This is a genomic window from Marinobacter sp. B-21 (genome assembly GCF_056857895.1).
Genome location: NZ_JBSXNZ010000088.1, coordinates 375,655 through 394,752 on the forward strand (window position 1 = coordinate 375,655; position 19,098 = coordinate 394,752).

Below are 19,098 nucleotides of genomic sequence, written 5' to 3' on the forward strand. Positions count from 1 at the left end.
GGGTCTCCTTCCTTATTAAGACCGGGGCCTGCGCCCGTTGGCAGCGCTTGCGCTGCCGCTCAACCAGAGTAACGCTGTCTCTGCCGGGATCAGCTGTGCTCCGGGGGATTAAACCGTGGTTGCGTGGTCTTCATCAGGACCACCACGCCGACGGCTGCCGACAGCAGCGAGCCTGCAATCACACTGAGACGGGCATTGCGAAACGCCTCCGGATCGGGAAAGGCGAGGCCGGCGATGAACAGGCTCATGGTGAAGCCAATGCCGGCGACCAGGGCGACCCCGGCGAGCTGACGCCAGCTCACCGCCTCTGGAAGCCGTGCCACCCCAAGCCGGACCGCGAGCCAGGTGAAGCCCAGGATGCCGAGCGGTTTGCCGGCGAACAGTCCGAGCGCTATCCCCAGCGAGGTCGGAGAGCCCAGCGTGGCTGCGCTCGCCAGCGACAGCACAATACCCGAGTTAAAGAACGCGAATACCGGCACCACGCCAAGCGCCACCCAGGGATTGAGCGCCTGCTCCGTGTCCCGCAGCGGCGAGAAGGAGCGGCCTCCCTGCGTGGCCCGCATGGGAATCGCCAGGCCAATGGCCACCCCGGCGAGCGTCGCATTCACACCGGACTTGAGCACCGTGACCCAGAGAAACACGCCGACAACGACGTAAGCTGCGGTGCGAGTGACCTTGAAGACATTGAGCGCCACCAGGGCCGTAATTCCAAAACCCGCCATCACCAGCGACGGTGTGGAGAGTTGCTCCGTGTAGAACAGCGCGATAACCAAAATCGCGCCCAGGTCGTCGAAGATCGCCACCGCGACCAGGAAAACCTTGAGCGAAGACGGCACGCGCGGACCAAGCAGCACCAGCACGGTCAGCGCCAGCACGGCGTCAGTGGCGGCGGGGATCGCCCAGCCACGCATGGCCTCCGGATCGCCGGCGTTGAACGCAGTGTAGATCAGCGCGGGGACTGCCATGCCGCCCAGGGCGGCGAAACCGGGTGTGGCGATCGCCTTGGGTGTCGCCAGTTGCCCTTCCACCACCTCGCGCTTCAGCTCCAGGGCAATGAGCAGGAAAAAGAACACCATCAGCCCCTCATTGATCCAGAGGATGAGCGGCTTGTCGATGGCAAACTCACCTACGCGCAGGGACACCGGCACGTGGTGGACGATGTCATACCAGGCTCGCACGGGCGAGTTGTCGAGCAATAGCGCCAGCAACATCGCCCCGAGCGTGGTCAGGCCGGCGACAAGCTGCGAGCGCGACAAGGCTCCAGAACTCACCGGAGATCCTCCGCCGAGCTTACAGCGTGGACGAGCACAGACTCAGTCCCCACTTCGCCCGGCACCGAAGTGGCGGTGAAGTCGATTGTAGATCGGGCAGAACACCAGCCCGGCATAGGCGCCATACAGAAAACTCTCAATCAAGCCGAGCAGAAATCCCCACCAGGTCAGCCACTTGAACCCTGGCAGCACCTGCTCAAGAAACGTGTGCATATGCAGGCTTTGGGGCGTCACCAGTCCGTAGATAACGCAGACAATGAAGGTGACCGCTGTGAACAGCCCCAGCGCCCAGGTAACCAGTCTTGTGTTAAGCATGTTCCACCCCCGTCAATGCTGATGGCCCGAGGGCCTGTCCGGCTTGTCCGGTTTGTCTGGCTTATCCGGTTTGTCTGGATTGTCCGGTTTGTCTGGCGCGCCATGTCCGCCGTGCCCGCCCCCACCGTGACCACCATGCCCTCCGTGGCCGAACATGTGCATGCCCACGAACAGGATGCCGATAACCACCCAGAACCAGTTTTCCGCTAACCATTCCATATAACCCTCCTCCGTCTGCGGTTGCACCCGACTGCCATTGTGTGATCTCCGGTGCGGGCACGCATCTCCACCGGTACAAGCAAACCACAGCTACCTGAGTCCAACCTGAATTATTGGAGCGAACCGGATCGGACTTGATATCGATCAAGTCAGGAATGGGGAATTTTCTGCCGGACAAAAAAAAGGCAGACCAGTAGCTTACTGATCTGCCTTTCTTCTATATGGTAGCGGGGGCTGGATTCGAACCAACGACCTTCGGGTTATGAGCCCGACGAGCTACCAGACTGCTCCACCCCGCATCAAACTTTTCATCAATTTTTTCTTCAGAGTCCGCCTCTCGGTCGGGCTCATAAGCCGAAGGTCGATGACTCCCTTCGGCTTTCTCGGGATTGGGAGCCCGACGAGCTACCAGACTGCTCCACCCCGCATCAAACTTTTCATCAATTTTTTCTTCAGAGTCCGCCTCTTGGTCGGGCTCATAAGCCGAAGGTCGATGACTCCCTTCGGCTTTCTCGGGATTGGGAGCCCGACGAGCTACCAGACTGCTCCACCCCGCATCAAACTGGTTGTTTCTCAGAGAACCCCTGATCAACGTGGCGCGCATGATAAGGGGTGAGCCTGGCACTGTCAAAGGAAAGTTCCGGTTTTTCGGAAACTTACCGCTCCAGAATCGCCGTTACCCCCTGCCCGCCTGCCGTGCAGATGGAGATCAGGCCGCGGCCACTGCCCTTTTCCTCCAGCAACTTGGCCAGGGTCGCAATGATGCGCCCGCCGGTGGCGGCGAACGGATGGCCGGTGGCCAGGCTGCTGCCTTTCACATTGAGTTTGTCCCGGTCGATGCCGCCCACCGGCTTGTCCAGCCCCAGACGGTCCTTGCAGAAGGCGGGATCCTGCCAGGCTTTCAGAGTACACAGCACCTGCGAGGCGAAGGCTTCGTGGATCTCGTAGAAATCGAAATCCTGAAGTGTCAGCCCCGCTTTTTCCAGCATCCGGGGCACGGCGTAAGCTGGCGCCATCAGCAGCCCCTCTTTCTTGTCCACAAAATCCACCGCTGCCACCTCGGAGAACGTCAACCAGGCCTTCACCTCATGGTTATTCTCTTTCGCCCACTCCTCACTGGCCAGCAGCACGCAGGAGGCGCCATCAGTCAGCGCCGTGCTGTTGGCCGCCGTCATGGTGCCGTTGTCCCGGTCAAACACCGGCTTGAGCGTCGCCAGCTTCTCAAGGGTCGTATCCGGCCGCAGAATATTATCCTTCTCCAGCCCCGCCAGCGGCGTCAGCAAATCTGTAAAGAACCCCTCTTCATAGGCCTTGGCAAGCTTCTGATGACTCTCCCAGGCCAGCCTGTCCTGATCTTCCCGGGGAATGTCCCACTCCCTGGCCATCACCTGGGCATGCTCCCCCATGGACATGCCGGTGCGAGGCTCGCGGTTCTCCGGAACCTCGGGCTTTAGGTGCGCGGGCCGGAACCGCGCCAGAATCTTCAACCGCTCGCCGGTGGTTTTGGCCCGGTTCAGATCCAGCAGAATCTCCCGAAGCCCCTCGCTTACACCAATCGGCGCATCGGACGTGGTATCGGTACCACCGGCAATACCACATTCGATCTGCCCCAGGGCAATCCTGTTGGCCACCAGAATGGCTGCCTCCAGCCCCGTCCCGCAGGCCAGCTGAATATCATAAGCCGGTGTCTCCGGCGCCAGACCACAGCTCATCGCCGACTCCCGGGTAAGGTTAAAATCCCGGGGATGCTTGATCACCGCCCCTGCCGCCACTTCCCCCAGCCGCTTGCCCTGAAGACTGTACCGATCCACCAGCCCCCGCAGCGCGGACGTCAGCAACTCCTGGTTACTGATCTTGCTATAGGCGGTATTGGACCGGGCAAACGGAACCCGGTTACCACCCAGCACCGCTACGCGGCGAATACCCGAAGGGGCTGTGCTGGACTTTTTTGAAGTAGCGGTTTTCTTGCGTGGAGTTTTCGATGCTTCTGCCATGATCAATCCAATCCTTTTGCGGAAAATTTCATTGCCGGATGGAGCATTGGGGGCTGGCCTCCCAAAACCGTTCGCAGCCATGGATGGCGGAGCCGAGCGTACAAGGACGTATTCACAGCGTGTTTTGGGAGGCCAGCCCCCAATGCTCCCTGCACCCAGGCTGGCAACAAGTGTAGCGACAACGCACAATGCCTCATTGGCACCCCTGACAACACCTTACAGGCATTGAGTCAATCCAAAAACTGTCCGATTCTTTACCCTGTAGACGATCCGCATCCAGAGAACCGATTGCAACCACAAGGAAGCCCCCATGTCCGACCTCTATCTTAGACTAGTAAACACCCCCGTCGGTAAAACCGCCGCACAATCCCTTGGTCTCCCCGCGCCCGCGCCACTGAAGCGCCTGAAGCGCACCGACCAGCCGTTTATCGAAGGCGAGGTGCTCATCGGCGCCGCCAACGGCGGAAAAGCCATTGCCACTTTAGGCAGTATTCTCGGCGCCAGCGCGGCCACCCTTCATCACGCCAGCGAAAGCAATCGCCTGGCGGACTCATCGAAAGCCGGCAACAAAGCCCGGCCGCTGGACCTGGGCTCCGACATCAACCAGCGGTTTTCGGCCCTGGTGTTTGACGCCACCGGCCTGAAAGGTCCGGCCGACCTACGGGCCCTGTACGACTTCTTCCACCCCACCATCAAAAAACTGGGCAGCAACGCCCGCGTTCTGGTAATCGGCCAGAATCCCGCCAATTGCCGCAAGGCGCCGCAGGCCGCCGCGCAACGGGCACTCGAAGGTTTTGTCCGCAGTGTCGGCAAGGAAATCGGAAACAAAGGCTCCACCGCCAACCTGCTATGGATAGCCCCGGGGGCCGAAAAGCAGCTGGATTCCAGTGTGCGCTTCTTCCTGTCTCCCCGCTCGGCTTACGTATCCGGACAGATCGTAAAAATCGGCAAGAGCGATGCCGCACCGGCAACCAACCCCGTTGCACCGCTGACCGGCAAAGTTGCGCTGGTCACCGGCGCATCCCGGGGTATTGGCGCCGCCATCGCCGAAACCCTGGCCCGGGACGGCGCCACCGTGATCGGGCTGGATATCCCTCCGGCCAGGGAGGAGCTGGAGACAGTTACCGGCGCCATCAACGGCAGGGCCCTGGCCTGTGACATTACCGACGGCAAAGCCCCGAAGCTGATCGCTGATTTTCTTGAAGAACATTTCGGGGGCATTGATCTGGTCATCCACAATGCAGGCATCACCCGCGACAAAACCCTCGGCAATATGCCCGAACACTTCTGGGACATGACCATCGCAGTGAACCTGACTGCGGAAGAGCTGATTGACGAGGAATTGATGCACCGGGAGCTACTGAAAGAGAACGGGCGTATTGTCTGCATCTCCTCCATCAGCGGCATTGCCGGTAATTTCGGGCAGACCAACTACGCCACCGCCAAGTGCGGGGTCATCGGTTACGTGGAAGCCATGGCCCGGCAGGTGAAAAAGGGCATCACCATCAACGCCGTCGCCCCCGGGTTTATCGAAACCCGGATGACCGCCGCCATGCCCATCACCATCCGCGAGGCCGGGCGCCGCATGAACAGCCTGTCTCAGGGTGGTCAACCGGTCGATGTTGCCGAAACCATCGCCTGGTACTGCAGCCCTGCGTCGAACGGCGTGAATGGCAATGTGGTGCGGGTTTGCGGGCAGTCGCTGATCGGCAAGTGAACCTGGGTTCATGAACCGGGAGTCATGAACCTGGGGTCATTAACCTGGGGTCAGATGAAAGCTTTCATCTGACCCCGATTTCACCGATTTCACCGATTCCACATCTGACCCCGGTTTCAGCACGAAAAAAGGGCCGGTCCTTGCGGACCGGCCCTTTTCGGAATTCTGGTGGGTGGTACTGGGATCGAACCAGTGACCCTCGCCTTGTAAGGGCGATGCTCTCCCAGCTGAGCTAACCACCCGGGAATACTTCATAAATAAAAGTGGCGGAGCGGACGGGACTCGAACCCGCGACCCCCGGCGTGACAGGCCGGTATTCTAACCAACTGAACTACCGCTCCGCATCAGTCCCGGCCCGTGGGCCTGAACCTGAAACCGGATGGGGGGATCCGGTGATGCATTTGAAAGTGGTGGGTGGTACTGGGATCGAACCAGTGACCCTCGCCTTGTAAGGGCGATGCTCTCCCAGCTGAGCTAACCACCCACTTTCAAGCCTTTCTCTCAAACCTGACAAAGGCGTACAAACAAACCTGACAAAGGCGTAAAACCTTCCAAAGGCGCTCACTTGCTGGCCAGCGACGCTGTCTCAATCAAGTGAGAGGCGCATTTTAAGCATTTGGCTGGCGGTGTCAAATATTTTCCGGAAATTTTCCGGGAAAACCTGCAAGCCTCTAAAAAAAGGACAGTTTTTGAGCAATCCTACTTTTTGCCGGAGGCCCTGCCGGCGGTCCGGACCAACCTCATTTCCGGACGATTCTGGCCCGCCTGCTTGGCCTTTTCCTGCAGAGACAACTCACTCACACGGCTGCGCCTGTCTTCCGGAACCGCGCGATTCGCCAGGGAGCAATTCAGATCGTCCAGACGTTTCCGCAGATCACCCCAAGTTTCCAGCAGTTGCGGAACAACATCATCCGTCAGTTTTTCCAAACGATGGCGTAGAGAATCCTTGAGCGACATTGTTTTCACTTCCCGAGCGTTTCAACTGCAGACAGTGTAGTCAGCCCTCAGAAAATCCACCAGCGACCACCGGATTCCGCTTCCTCACGGCGCTCGCGCTCCAGTTCCAGCTCCGCGTATTCGGCTTCCAGCTTCTCGATCTTGCGATCCGCTTCCAAAGGAACCGTGGGACCACCGCCAAAGGGCCAGAACCATGAGGCAGATTCGTACTTGCCCTCCTGCTTCAGACGCTCGGTTTCAAGCTCACGCTCTTCCTCGAGCAGCACCAGCCGACGCTCATAATCCATATCCTCATTAACTTCGACAATAGACGTAGCTGCGTGATTTGGCGCCAGCAGATCGCTGTTCAGAAAACGGGTTGAGACAATCTCCTCCGCCTGCATTGCATAATCCCGGGTCACCAGCTGCAGGTCGCCCCGAGCCAGCGGATGATCCGGATCCAGATCCGGATGCCGCTGACCTGGCTCCGTAAGCTCGTTGTACCGCAGGTAATAGATCTGGCCCGGCTCAACCTCCAGCGTGGCGTCCGCAATCAGGCTCAGACTGAAGGAGTTCATCCCCTCCAGCCCTAGCAACGGCCGGCGCATGGCAATGTGACGTTCCCCCGGGCTGACCTCCAGCCAGGTATAACTGTCGTTGCGGATATTGAAGTAGTGCGTGTCGTCGATGTAGACACTGGGGGCCTCAATCTCGTCCGCCGCCCACTGGGAATGGGTCCGGTAGAAGTACAGCACCGCATTCCGGCGGTCCCAGCGGTCGTTATCAATATGCACGAAGTCATGGCCGGAGACCGGATGCAGGAACGAGCCCACGCTCTTGCCGATGGACTGGTAAACCGTACAACCCGACATCACCAGCAACAGAGACAACACAGCCAGCGGCCGGAGAACAGACAAAGCAGAGGGCACCCGGGTTTTCATTGTTGTTAACTCTTCATCCTGATTGCGAGTTGCCTGATCATAACAACTGCAAAACAGCAGAAATGAGAGCTACCGCAAGGGATGACTACAAACCGTTACAAAACCCGAAATACCACCGTTTAATGAACCGAAAACCTCAGACTACTGCCGGCTCACCTGAGTCCGAAGCTGGTTCAACTCCTCGGAAAGCCTTACCAGACGGGAAGTCAGCTGCGAGCGGGAGGCATCAATGGACTCCACCGTCCTTTTCAGGCTTGCGAGCTCATTCCGAAGCGCCTGAACCCGGCCGCCATCGGAAAGCGCCTCGGTCTTCCGCTCGAGGGCCGCAACCCGCCCTTCCATACCGCTGACCCCCAGCTTCTGCTCCCGCTCGAACCGCCGGATACGGCTCTCAATCACCTGATCCACATCCGCCAGTTGCTGGCTGAGTTTGGTAAGCTGATTCGTCGCCTGCCGGTTTGCGTCCTGCAGGGCCGTTATCGACGTCTCCGTCTGTTGCTTCACGGCCGCAATATCTGCCGAAAGCGACGTCCGGACCTTCTCGGCTGAAGCCTCCAGCGCACCAACGGCCTTCTTGCTTTCAGCAAGGCCGGACTCAACTGCGGCAATCCGCTCCTGATGCTCGTCCAGGCGCTTCTTGTTGCGCTCATTGGCAATGGCCCAAAGTTTCCTGATCTCACTGTCCGCCGTATCCAGCCGCTTCTTCTGCGCAGCAATCTGATCCGCCAGCGACGCACCACGCTCCTGAAGAGTCTCCCCGGTCTCGGAAAGATCCCCCTCAAACCGCGCCAACGCCAGCTTGCTCTGCCGCGCCCAGTAGTCCGCCTCCTCCAACTGGCTCTCCAAAGCCTGAACCCTCTGGTTCTGCGAATACCAGCCAGCACCCGCTGCCACGGCCACCGCAATCACCAGCAACCAGAGCATCGCCACACTCCCACGGCCATTGCCGCCGCTACCGCCCTTGCCGCTTTTACCCCCGACAGCCGGCCTCTCACGCCGCGGCGGCTCCCCCTTTCCGGCGGAAAATGGCTTGGGCTTTTTCTCAGCCGCTGCCCTGGGCCCGGCACTACCAATCGGTCGTTCGGCTCTCAGCTCATCATCACCTGGACGGATGGGTTCCATTACAGCTCCTGACTATAGGCGGTTTAAACAAATGGACGGTTTAAACAATAAGGACCGATAATACCTGTACTTATAAGCAGGGTGAAATGAAGGCTTGTTACAGGAACACCGCACAGAGCCCTGGGGCGGGGTTGGGGTTCCTTTTCCAGAAATGTCGGAGGCCAAGGATGGCCGGAGTCAAGCGCACAGGGATGTGCTCGTAGCGGTTTCTGGAAAAGGAACCCCAACCCCGCCATGCTCCGGGCTTTGTTGCATGGCAGGTAGGCAAAACATACAATGGCCGGCTTTCCAATTATCACAGGACTGTTGCATATGCAGCCGCTTGTAGGACTCATCATGGGCTCCAAATCCGACTGGCCCACCATGGAACACGCCGCCAACATGCTCGAAAAACTTGGCGTACCCTATGAAACCAAAGTCGTCTCGGCCCACCGCACCCCGGATCTGCTGTTTGACTACGCCAAAACCGCCGCGGACCGCGGCCTGAAAGTCATCATTGCCGGTGCCGGCGGCGCAGCGCACCTGCCGGGCATGATTGCCTCGCAAACCGCCCTGCCGGTCCTGGGCGTGCCTGTTCAGTCCAAAACCCTGAATGGCCTCGATTCCCTGCTGTCCATCGTCCAGATGCCCGGCGGCATCGCCGTTGGCACACTGGCCATCGGCAAAGCCGGGGCCACCAACGCTGGCCTGCTGGCAGCACAGATTATCGGCACGTCCGACGACAATGTCCGCAAAGCCGTAGAAGAATTTCGCTCTACTCAAACACAGACGATACTGGACAATCCTGACCCTCAGGATCAGTAATCAGAACTGGGTGCCAGGCCCCGGAGCCAAACTCCGGAGAAAGGAGCCTTCGGGAGATGCCCTTCCAAAACACGCTACAAGCACGTCCATGTGCGCTTGTTTCGGGCCATCCATGGCCCTCTACAGTTTTGGAAGGGCATCTCCCGAAGGCTCCCCCAGCTTTGGGTGGTTCATCATAAATGGCACCATGGTCAAACAAACTAAGCCACGCGTTGACTCCCAAGCCTGCTGAGCGGGGTGGAAACCCTTTTCCAAAACTGTGCGGAGCCATGGATGGCGGAGCCCAAGCGTCACATGGACGTGCCGCAAGGAGCGTGTTTTGGAAAAGGGTTTCCACCCCGCTCACACTCCAAAAGTCAGACGCTAAACGCCGAACACAAGGCAGGAGAACACAAATGAGAATTGGTGTACTGGGCGCCGGCCAACTGGGAAGAATGCTGGCACTGGCCGGATACCCACTGGCCAAGACCTTTGTTTTCTATGACATGTCCGGCAGCCCCAGTGCCGGGCTCGGTGAAGTCATTATCGACCGCGACGGCGAATACCTGGATGACTTCCTCTCCCGGGTTGACCGGGTTACCTACGAATTTGAACACCTGCCGGTAGACGTGGCCGAGAAAATTGCCGCCCACAAACCCGTGCACCCCTGCCCCAGGGCCCTCCGGGTTTGCCAGAACCGCGAAGCGGAGAAAACCCTGTTTGGCCAGCTGGGCATTCCGACGCCGGAGTGGAAAATTGCCGACAGCGCCACCTCCCTGAAAGCCGCCGCGGAAGAACTTGGTTGCCCGGTAGTGGCAAAGTCCAATACCGAAGGCTATGACGGCAAGGGCCAGGCAGTCCTGAAAAGTCCGGAGGATGCCGATGCGGCCTGGGATTCCATCGGCCATCCGCGCCTGATCGTGGAAAAGTTTGTCGACTTCCACCGGGAAGTATCGATGATCGCGGTAAGAGCCGAAGACGGTGAACTGGCCTTCTACCCGATCACCGAGAATACCCACCACGAAGGCATCCTGCGCTACTCGATTGCGCCAGCCCCGAGGCTTGAGAAGCATATCCAGGAAGATGCCGAGCGTTACATCAGGGCGCTACTGAACGAATTGGATTATGTTGGCGTACTCACCCTTGAGCTGTTCGAGACTGCCAATGGCCTGGTAGCCAACGAGATGGCCCCGAGGGTCCACAACTCCGGGCACTGGACCATCGAAGGCGCAATGACCAGCCAGTTCGAGAACCACATCCGCGCGATAAGCGGCCACCCCCTTGGGAATGTCGCGCCCCGTGGCGTAAGCTGCATGATCAACATCATCGGCGAGCATGGCGACATTGAGCGCATCCTCGAACTGCCCTATGCCCACGTTCACCTCTATAATAAAGGCGAACGGCCGGGCCGGAAGCTGGGCCACGTGAACATTCTTGCAGACAGCTACGAAGAGCTGGTGTGGCGGGTAAAGAACTGCGCGCAGTTCCTGCCCGGCAGCCCGGAGTTTAAAAGTTCTTTAACGACAAAGGGTTGATCTGACTCAAATCGACCTTATATTTAATTTACGTACATCCACATAAACAGAGAGACAGGGAGAACGACCTCATGGCATTTGAACTTCCCGCACTGCCTTATGAAAAAAACGCACTGGAACCGCACATCTCTGAGGAAACCCTTGAGTACCATTACGGCAAGCACCACAACACTTACGTCACCAAGCTGAATGGCCTGGTAGAAGGTACCGACAACGCCAACAAGTCTCTTGAAGACATCATCAAGAGCGCCAGCGGCCCGCTGTTCAACAACGCGGCGCAGGTTTGGAACCACACTTTCTACTGGCACTGCCTGAGCCCGAACGGTGGCGGTGAGCCGACCGGCGCTGCCAGGGAAGCCATCGAAAAAGCCTTTGGTTCTTTCGAAGACTTCAAGAAAGAGTTCAACGACAAGGCCGCCAACAACTTCGGCTCCGGCTGGACCTGGCTGGTGAAGAAAGCTGACGGCAGCGTTGCGATTGCCAACACCAGCAACGCGGAAACCCCGCTGACCGGTGCCGACAAGCCGGTGCTGACTGTCGACGTGTGGGAGCATGCGTACTACATCGACTATCGCAACTCCCGCCCGAATTACCTGGAAGCTTTCTGGAACCTGGTCAACTGGGATTTCGTGAACGAAAACCTGGCCTGATCGAAGCCAGACTTCCAGGTGTAGCCGTAAAAAACGGCAGCACACGAACGCCCGCCCTGCGCGGGCGTTCGTGTATCTGTCACCCAGAAACAATTACAAATTGACACAACCGCGCACTGAAATCTTTGGGAAAATCACCGATACTCTACGAAGTTACGCCAACTCTGAACCATACTTACAAGTAACCATCAGGGTGAGACTCCGAGCGCATCGCCCCCTACGCGACGCTGTCGTCCTGAAAAAACCGGATTAAAGACAGGGCTGAATGCAAAACTCCTTCGAGGTTGAACATCGCCTGGGCTATCGAATCTTACGGTGGATCCTTGCCGTGGCCCTTGTCAGTGGTGTTATTGTCAGCACCGTTCAGGTGATCCTGGACGCCCGGCGCGTGTCCAGGGGTCTGGACCACGACGCCCGCCAGACCATTGCCATGGTGAAAGACGCAGCCGCCCAGGCCGTCTTCAGCATTGATGCTGAACTGGCCCAGCAGGTGGTCGACGGTCTTTTTGCCAAGGAAGCCATTCACAAGGCCCACATCGCCCATCCGGAAGGCGAGCCCCTGGGCAGTCGCAGCCGCCCCCTACAGGAAACTGCCTTCAGACCCGTGACCGACCCGATTTTTGGCACCGAGCGGCTGTTTCGCGAGCCGCTGATCCGGGAAAGAAGCCCGGAGACGATTTACGGCTACCTGGATGTTCACTACGACACCGCACCCGCGGCAGGCACCTGGCTGGGCCGGGCTGCCGTCACCTTTGCCTCAGGCATAGCCACCGCTCTTATTCTGGGCTTGGTGCTGTTCTATGTGTTCCACCTGCTACTCACCCGGCCACTGCTGAGAATTGTCCGCTCCGTGAAGCAGGTTGATCCGGCCCACCCGGACGATCGTCTGGTAACCACCCCCTCCGGCCACCAGAGCGATGAGCTCGGCCTTTGGGTGAACGCTACCAACAATCTCCTTGTCGCCATTGGCGACAGCCAGACACGCCACCGGGAAGCCGAGGACAGGGTCAGCCGCCTGTCTCGCTATGACCAGCTAACCGGCCTGCCCAGCCGCGATACGTTTATGGAATTGCTGATTCGGGACATTGAAGAGGCCAACAAACGGAATACCTCGCTGTCCCTGATTGTCTGCGGCATTGACGATTTCAAATCCGTGAACGAGCAATGCGGTTTCCGCACCGGTGATCTCATTCTGCAAACGATGGCCGACCGGCTTACCAGCAAACTCGATAACGCCCGCTTTACCATTGCCCGCCTGGGCAGTGACCAGTTCGTGATTGTTGAAAAAGGCCTCCGGGACGGATTCCAGGCCGCCGACACCGCCGAACGCATCCTTGCCAGCATCAGTAGTCCGATGCTGGTTGACGACCAGAACGTCACCATGACCGCAACCATGGGCATTGCGCTGTTCCCCTCCGATACCGACCGGGCCGACCGGTTGCTCCAGAGTGCCGAACAGACCATGACCCTGGCCAAGCAAAACGGGCACAATCACTTCCAGTTCTACGTAGCCAGTATTGACCAGGAAATCCGGGACAGGAAACAACTGGAAAAAGAGCTTTCCCAGGCCCAGTCCAATCACCAGTTCCATCTGGTCTACCAGCCCCAGATCAACCTGGAGAGCAAACGGGTGATCGGTGCCGAGGCACTGCTAAGATGGGAGCACCCGACCCGTGGTCTGGTACCACCCGACTTTTTCATTCCCGTGGCCGAATCCAACGGTTCCATCGTCGAGATCGGCCAATGGGTACTGAACCAGGCCTGCTGGCAGGCGGCCCGATGGGCGTCCGATGGCTCCCCGCTGCGCATTGCCGTTAATCTCTCGGCGGTTCAGTTACGCCAGGAAACCATCGTTGACGACATTCTCGATACTCTGAAGCGGCACAAAATCCCCGCCGGCAGGCTGGAGCTGGAAGTGACCGAAACCAGCTTCATGACCAACCTTTCAGATGCCGTGGCCAAACTGCACCGCTTGCACAAGGCAGGCATCAGCATTGCCGTGGACGATTTCGGCACCGGTTATTCGTCTCTCACTTACCTCAAGCAGATGCCGGTTCAGCACCTGAAAATCGACAAGCAGTTCATTCGCGATCTGCTGGTGAATGAGGAAGATACCCGAATTGCCAACACCATCATTGATCTGGGCAGGAGCCTGAACCTGTCCGTGGTTGCGGAGGGCGTGGAAACCGCAGAGCAGGAGTACTATCTCAGCCAGCGCGGATGCCAGCTGGCGCAGGGTTACTACTTCAGCAAACCGCTTCTACCGAAAGATTTTGAGACTTTTGTAAAAGGTTTTCACAAGCAAATCGTGGAAAATAACGCCTGATTCATCACCCTGAGGAGTTGCCATGGGAACTACCGTCATTGGCCTGATTGTTATTGCCGTCGTCATAACCTATCTGGCCTTTATCTACAACCGCCTGGTTTCCCTGCGTAATCAATTCAAAAACGGCTTTGCCCAGATTGATGTGCAGTTGCAGCGTCGCCACGACCTGATTCCAAATCTGGTTGAGGCTGCCAAGGCCTACCTTACCCACGAGAAGAGCACCCTCACCCAGGTCATGGAAGCCCGTAACAACGCAGTCAGTGCCCAGAAAGACGCCGCCAGGGATCCCGGTGACGGCACCAGGATCCAACGGCTCGGTAGTGCGGAAAATCTCCTGACCAAGGCCCTCGCCAACTTTTATGCCGTTGCGGAGAACTACCCGGAGCTGAAAGCCAACGAGACCATCCAGCAACTGATGGAAGAGCTGTCCAGCACCGAGAACCGGGTTGCCTTCGCCCGCCAGGCCTATAACGATGGCATCATGAGCTACAACATTTTCCGGGAGCAGTTCCCCAACAACATCATTTCGGGCATGTTTGCCTTCAAGGAAACGGCTCAGTTGGAACTGGATTCACCGGAAGCCCGCCAGGCCCCGAAAGTGGCCTTCTGAGGCCCTGAGGCATGGCTCATCCCGGTTTCTTTCAGCGCCAGGCCCACGCCCGGCGCAACACCAGCCTGCTGGTACTCCTGTTCATCACAGCGGTCGCCCTTATCACCCTGGCGGTTGCTCTCGTGGGTTACTTCGTTACCCGCAGCGAATCCTCCGGCCTCGCCTTTCATCACTGGCTGCTTTCCAGTCACGGGCTGTTGACGGCCGCAACGGTCGTGCTGCTGATTGGTCTCGGCTCCCTGCTGCGCTGGGTCGATCTGGCCGGCGGCGGCAGCCGGGTTGCCAAGATGGTGGGCGCGCGGCCGGTTGACCCGGACACCCGGGATAGCGACGAGCGCAAACTGCGCAACATTGTCGAGGAAATGGCCATCGCCAGCGGCGTACCTGTACCAGAACTCTACGTAATGGACCAGGAAACCGGCATCAACGCCTTCGTGGCCGGCTACACGCCCGGCGAAGCGGTGATGGTGGTCACCCATGGCGCCATCACCCAGCTGTCGCGGGACGAGCTCCAGGGCGTTGTCGCCCACGAGTTCAGCCACATCTTTAACGGCGACATGCGGCTGAACGTCCGGCTCATTGCCCTGCTTGCCGGCATTCTGATGATTGGTCAGATTGGCGGTTTCCTGCTTCGGACCTCCTTCTACCGGGGCCACCGGGTCGGACGGTCCCGGGACGGGCGGGCCCAGGCCGCCATGGGCATCATCGGCCTGGCGCTGTTTGTGATTGGCTACGTGGGGGTTTTCTTCGGCCGGCTTATTCAGGCGGCAGTCTCGCGGCAACGGGAAATGCTGGCAGATGCCTCATCCGTTCAGTTCACCCGCAACCCGGAAGGCATCGCGGGAGCGCTGTTCAAGATTGGCCTGAAGGGCGGATACCTGGACACCACCAGCCACGCCAGCGATATGAACCATATGTGTTTTGGCGAAAGCGCCCGAATGAAATTTACCGCCCTGCTGGCGTCCCATCCTCCTATCGATGAACGCATTAACGCGATTCAGCCCGGCATGCTGGCCAGACTGCGCAGCCGGCTCCGCGACACCGAGCCGGGGGCTGATCTTTACCGGAGTTCAGGCCCGGCACCAGCGGCTGGAACGTCGGGATTCACCGGAGCCGCCCCGGAAATACTCGGGCCAGTATCCGGAAAAGGCGCGCGAACATCGCCACTGGCTTCCGGCACTGAAGCACCAACGAAGCCAGCCCGGAAATTTTCAGACCAGGTTGGCACCATCAACCGGCAAAGCGAGGATTTCGCCCTCCGCTTTCTGAGCCGGCTCCCGGCCACCTTCCGGAATCTCTTGTACACCCGGGCCGGCGCTGTGCAGCTTTGCTATGCCATGCTGATCAGTGAACTTTCCCGGGAACAGCAGGTGCAGAGGCTCACCCTGCTACCCCCTCACCCGGTACTGGGCAGCCAGCCGGATCTGCTGAAAAAACTGCTGCCCGCCCTGAAGACCATTGGCGACGGTGTCCGGTTCCCGGCCCTCGAGCTGGCCATGCCAGCTCTGCGCAAGCTGGATCCGGAAGAGCGGGAAGGGCTGATTACCAACGTTCAGAAACTGGTGGCGGCGGATAACCGGGTTAGCCTGTTTGAGCTGGCGCTGACCAGCTTCCTGTCCCGGCACCTGGGTGCCGAGGCAGACAGAGTGGTCCCTGTTCGTTTTAAAAGCTACAGGCCCGTAATACCAGCCCTGCAAAGGCTTCTGAGCCTGCTGGCTCGCGCAGGCTCGCCCTCCCAGGCCGACGCTGAAACGCTTTACCGGGAAGCGATGGCGGGCTTTATGGATACTCGTAATGGAACCCAGCCGGTGCTGGAGAAGGTCACCATGCGCCAGCTACGGGAAGGCCTGACCGCTCTTAACGGCCTGTCCCCCTTGCTGAAGCCTGCGGTGATCGATGCCTGCGGGCACTGCATCACCCACGATGGCAAGGTTGAGACCCGGGAATATGAGCTGATGCGACTGGTGGCGGATCAGATGGATTGTCCGATGCCGCCACTGATGGTTTGAGCGGCCTATTGCGCCCGCCTGCTGCTACCAGCATCGAACAGCTCGTCGATAGGTGGCTGGGAGCCATTCCGGGGCAGCCCGAGTTTTTTACGCACATCAAGGTCAACGTCCCACAGGGCCCGGTATTTGATCTCCGTGGCGGTCACCGCGTCCGCCTTGCCCAGCATGATCGTAGGCCTCAGGAATACCAGCAGGTTGCGCTTGATCCGGCTGGTGTTTTCCGATGAGAACAGACGCCCCAGATATGGAATATCCCCAAGCAGTGGCACCTGACTCCTGGTTACCTGGGTATCTTCGCGAATCAGCCCGCCGAGCACGATGGTTTCGCCGTCATCGGCCAGGACGGTAGTCTTGATCTCACGTTTGTTGGTTACGATGTCGGAGGCATTTTCAATGCTGTCTGCGACGCTCTCGGTGGTCTGCTCCACCACCAGCCGTACCAGGCCATCCGCACTGATGGTCGGCGTGACCTTCAGGGTCAGGCCCACATCCCGGCGCTCGATAGTGGTAAACGGATTGCTCAGGCCATCGCCGACGACCGCTGTCTGGCCCGTGCGGAAGGGCACGTTCTGGCCCACGGTGATCTCCGATTCCTGGTTATCGAGGGTAATGATGCTTGGCGTGGACAATAGATTGGCCGCCGTGGATGTCGACAGGGCCTGCAACAGCACCCCCCAGCTCACGCCGTTTTCGTTGCGCTCACCAGCGCCGATGGTGATCCCGCCTACGGCAGGGGCGATTGGGGTATCAGACAGGATGGCCGTCAGCACATCCCCCAAGCTTCGCCCGACATTGCCGAAGCTGGTGCCAAGCACTGGCGTGGAACCGCCCGACTCGTCGCCGGCGGCCAGCTGCACACCCAGGTCACGGCCCATTTCATCGCTGATCTCAACAATCGCCGCTTCAATCATTACCTGAGCCCGACGCACATCAAGAGCCGCCACAATCTGTTCCGCTTCCTGCATCAACGATGGCTCACCGCGAACCACCAGTGCGTTCAGGCCCTCATCGGAAAATACAGTAAATGAACCACCCGGATTGCTGCCGCCAGATGCTGAGCCTGCTGCACCGGCACCTTCCTTCGCCACTTCACCCATCACGCCTTTGAGAATCTCCACCAGGTTCTTGGCATCGGCATGCTTCAAGCGGAGAACCTTGGTGGTGCCGCCGGTCGCGGACGGCTGGTCCAGCTGGCGGATCAACCCCCGCATCTTATCGCGGAACGTTTCATCACCACGGAGAATCAGCCGGTTGGAGCGCTCATCCGCGGTAACACTGTACTTGCGGGCAGCGTTGTCACCGCCGGCCCGGCCCAGCTCGTCTGGTGCCAGTTCCTGAAGCAAGGTAACCATGTCCCCCACCCAGGCTTCCTCGAGCTGGATAACTTCAACCTCATATTTAGAGGGGCTGTCCAGTTCCCGGACAATCTGTTCAATACGCGCGATGTTGGAAGAGTGATCGCTGATGATCAGGGCGTTGGCGGCAGCGACACCGGCCAGGTGCCCGTACTTCGCGACCAGCGGCCGAAGAATCGGCACCAGTTCGAGGGCGTTGGCGTTATCAATCTGAATAACCCGGGTAATCAGTTGTTCCGAGGGTGTTTCCTCGAAGCGGGACAGGATTTCAGCGGACTGCTTGGCGTCCACCTGCTGCACCACCTTGATCACCTCCTCGCCGGGAATTGCGGTAAAGCCGTGTACGTTCAGAACGGCCAGGAACAGGTCGTAAATCTCATCCTTGTTCATGGGTGCGCTGGAAAGCACCGTCACCTTGCCCTTCACCCTCGGATCCACCACAAAACTGTAACCGGTAATGTCCGCCACCTGGGTGACAAAGGCACGGATATCCGCATCCTTCAGGTTCAGCCGCCAGGTTTCTTCCTGCCCGTACGCCAATGACATCATCGGCATCAAAATAAGCAGAGCAATGGCCCGTAACAGATTGGTCTTGTGGTTATACATCTGGCGATTTCTTCCTGTTTCGATGAACCCGGTCAGCGCCACTGCTCGGGTATGGCATAACTGATGGTGAGGATGGATCCGTCACGCTCTATTTCTATCTCCAACTGAGACTGGTCACGCCAGTTCTCAAGCAAGGCCTTGTCCTGATCGATATCACCCAGCCGCTGACCGTTGATGGCGGTAATCACGTCACCGGCCTGCAGATTAACGGCATTCAGCATGGCGTTAGAGCCGTCATATACATACCCGGACATGCCGCTCTCATCCACCGGGCCAAGCCCAAAGGGTGCAAGTGCCGCCATGCCCTGGCTATCAATCTGTTCACGGGCGTTGGCCAGAAACACATCGGGAGAGGAGTCTGCCGGCCTCGCCGCTACCTCTGCAACCAGGTCCGGGGACACCGATTCTTCAAAGGTAAGCGATTCATAACGCCCTCCCCGGCGAATCAGCACACGCCCCGGTTCTACTTCAGCGAGTTCGGCATTACCGGGCAACACCTCTCCCACCCGGTAATACGCTGTCTCACCATTGCTTCCTGCAACTATAGCACCGGAGTCCTCCGGACGCTGCGATCGAGTAGGAGGGGGAGTTACCTCCCCCGTCCTCTCACACCACCGTACGTACGGTTCCGTATACGGCGGTTCATGGCTGGCTCTGAAGCCGAGTCATCGTATCCAACAAGCTTACCAGAGACAGGCGGTTAAAGACC

General features: G+C 58.9%; 15 protein-coding genes, 4 tRNA genes and 1 pseudogene. 7 read left to right on the top strand and 13 right to left on the bottom strand.

Annotation, left to right across the window (positions count from 1 at the left end; all coding sequences use genetic code 11):
* Positions 1-89: 89 nt before the first annotated feature.
* The 5 genes from nhaA to AC13C0_RS19875 form a co-directional block, all read right to left on the bottom strand.
* A complete protein-coding gene (gene nhaA / locus AC13C0_RS19855) occupies positions 90-1,271 on the bottom strand; it encodes a Na+/H+ antiporter NhaA (protein ID WP_227539449.1) in 1,182 nt (393 codons plus the stop codon).
* 42 nt (positions 1,272-1,313) lie between these two features.
* Positions 1,314-1,586 carry a DUF5676 family membrane protein gene (locus AC13C0_RS19860; RefSeq protein ID WP_117617637.1) on the bottom strand — a complete coding sequence of 91 codons (273 nt, stop codon included), beginning with the start codon at positions 1,584-1,586 and terminating at the stop codon, positions 1,314-1,316.
* 12 nt (positions 1,587-1,598) lie between these two features.
* Positions 1,599-1,805, bottom strand: a complete 207-nt coding sequence (locus AC13C0_RS19865; RefSeq protein WP_117617638.1) for a DUF2933 domain-containing protein — start codon at positions 1,803-1,805, stop codon at positions 1,599-1,601.
* A 222-nt stretch (positions 1,806-2,027) separates the two neighbouring features.
* Positions 2,028-2,104, bottom strand: a tRNA-Met gene (locus tag AC13C0_RS19870).
* A 357-nt stretch (positions 2,105-2,461) separates the two neighbouring features.
* The gene (locus AC13C0_RS19875) at positions 2,462-3,799 is read right to left on the bottom strand and encodes an acetyl-CoA C-acetyltransferase (protein WP_227539450.1); all 1,338 of its coding nucleotides are present in this window, start codon (positions 3,797-3,799) and stop codon (positions 2,462-2,464) included.
* A gap of 310 nt (positions 3,800-4,109) precedes the next feature.
* Here AC13C0_RS19875 and AC13C0_RS19880 point away from each other — a divergent pair, with 310 nt between their 5' ends.
* Positions 4,110-5,516, top strand: coding sequence for a 3-oxoacyl-ACP reductase (locus AC13C0_RS19880; RefSeq protein ID WP_482954909.1), 1,407 nt, complete (start codon positions 4,110-4,112; stop codon positions 5,514-5,516).
* A gap of 166 nt (positions 5,517-5,682) precedes the next feature.
* On the opposite strand, the gene AC13C0_RS19885 is transcribed toward AC13C0_RS19880, so the two are convergent.
* The 6 genes from AC13C0_RS19885 to AC13C0_RS19910 form a co-directional block, all read right to left on the bottom strand.
* Positions 5,683-5,758 (bottom strand) — tRNA-Val (locus AC13C0_RS19885).
* A 22-nt stretch (positions 5,759-5,780) separates the two neighbouring features.
* Positions 5,781-5,857, bottom strand: a tRNA-Asp gene (locus tag AC13C0_RS19890).
* Between the two features lie 67 nt (positions 5,858-5,924).
* Positions 5,925-6,000 (bottom strand) — tRNA-Val (locus AC13C0_RS19895).
* A gap of 215 nt (positions 6,001-6,215) precedes the next feature.
* Complete coding sequence (locus AC13C0_RS19900) at positions 6,216-6,473, bottom strand: hypothetical protein (protein ID WP_117617641.1); 258 nt, start codon at positions 6,471-6,473, stop codon at positions 6,216-6,218.
* A 47-nt stretch (positions 6,474-6,520) separates the two neighbouring features.
* Positions 6,521-7,393, bottom strand: a complete 873-nt coding sequence (locus tag AC13C0_RS19905) for a DUF2846 domain-containing protein (protein ID WP_117617642.1) — start codon at positions 7,391-7,393, stop codon at positions 6,521-6,523.
* A 141-nt stretch (positions 7,394-7,534) separates the two neighbouring features.
* A complete protein-coding gene (locus AC13C0_RS19910; RefSeq protein WP_482954910.1) occupies positions 7,535-8,515 on the bottom strand; it encodes a hypothetical protein in 981 nt (326 codons plus the stop codon).
* 312 nt (positions 8,516-8,827) lie between these two features.
* Between AC13C0_RS19910 and purE the strand changes: the two genes are divergently transcribed.
* The 6 genes from purE to AC13C0_RS19940 all read left to right on the top strand — a co-directional run bounded on the left by purE (position 8,828) and on the right by AC13C0_RS19940 (position 16,428).
* Positions 8,828-9,319, top strand: coding sequence for a 5-(carboxyamino)imidazole ribonucleotide mutase (gene purE, locus AC13C0_RS19915; RefSeq protein ID WP_117617644.1), 492 nt, complete (start codon positions 8,828-8,830; stop codon positions 9,317-9,319).
* A gap of 395 nt (positions 9,320-9,714) precedes the next feature.
* The gene (locus AC13C0_RS19920; protein WP_117617645.1) at positions 9,715-10,833 is read left to right on the top strand and encodes a 5-(carboxyamino)imidazole ribonucleotide synthase; all 1,119 of its coding nucleotides are present in this window, start codon (positions 9,715-9,717) and stop codon (positions 10,831-10,833) included.
* A 71-nt stretch (positions 10,834-10,904) separates the two neighbouring features.
* On the top strand, positions 10,905-11,483 hold the full coding sequence (sodB, locus tag AC13C0_RS19925; RefSeq protein ID WP_117617646.1) for a superoxide dismutase [Fe]: 579 nt from the start codon (positions 10,905-10,907) through the stop codon (positions 11,481-11,483).
* Positions 11,484-11,748: 265 nt separating this feature from the next.
* On the top strand, positions 11,749-13,809 hold the full coding sequence (locus tag AC13C0_RS19930) for a putative bifunctional diguanylate cyclase/phosphodiesterase (RefSeq protein WP_482954911.1): 2,061 nt from the start codon (positions 11,749-11,751) through the stop codon (positions 13,807-13,809).
* A gap of 22 nt (positions 13,810-13,831) precedes the next feature.
* On the top strand, positions 13,832-14,419 hold the full coding sequence (locus tag AC13C0_RS19935; RefSeq protein ID WP_341582231.1) for a LemA family protein: 588 nt from the start codon (positions 13,832-13,834) through the stop codon (positions 14,417-14,419).
* 11 nt (positions 14,420-14,430) lie between these two features.
* Positions 14,431-16,428, top strand: coding sequence for a M48 family metallopeptidase (locus AC13C0_RS19940; RefSeq protein ID WP_482954912.1), 1,998 nt, complete (start codon positions 14,431-14,433; stop codon positions 16,426-16,428).
* A 5-nt stretch (positions 16,429-16,433) separates the two neighbouring features.
* On the opposite strand, the gene gspD is transcribed toward AC13C0_RS19940, so the two are convergent.
* Both gspD and AC13C0_RS19950 read right to left on the bottom strand, forming a co-directional pair.
* A complete protein-coding gene (gspD, locus tag AC13C0_RS19945) occupies positions 16,434-18,389 on the bottom strand; it encodes a type II secretion system secretin GspD (protein ID WP_341582233.1) in 1,956 nt (651 codons plus the stop codon).
* A gap of 32 nt (positions 18,390-18,421) precedes the next feature.
* A pseudogene (locus tag AC13C0_RS19950) lies at positions 18,422-18,961 on the bottom strand (type II secretion system protein N); the annotation flags it as partial.
* Positions 18,962-19,098: the final 137 nt, after the last annotated feature.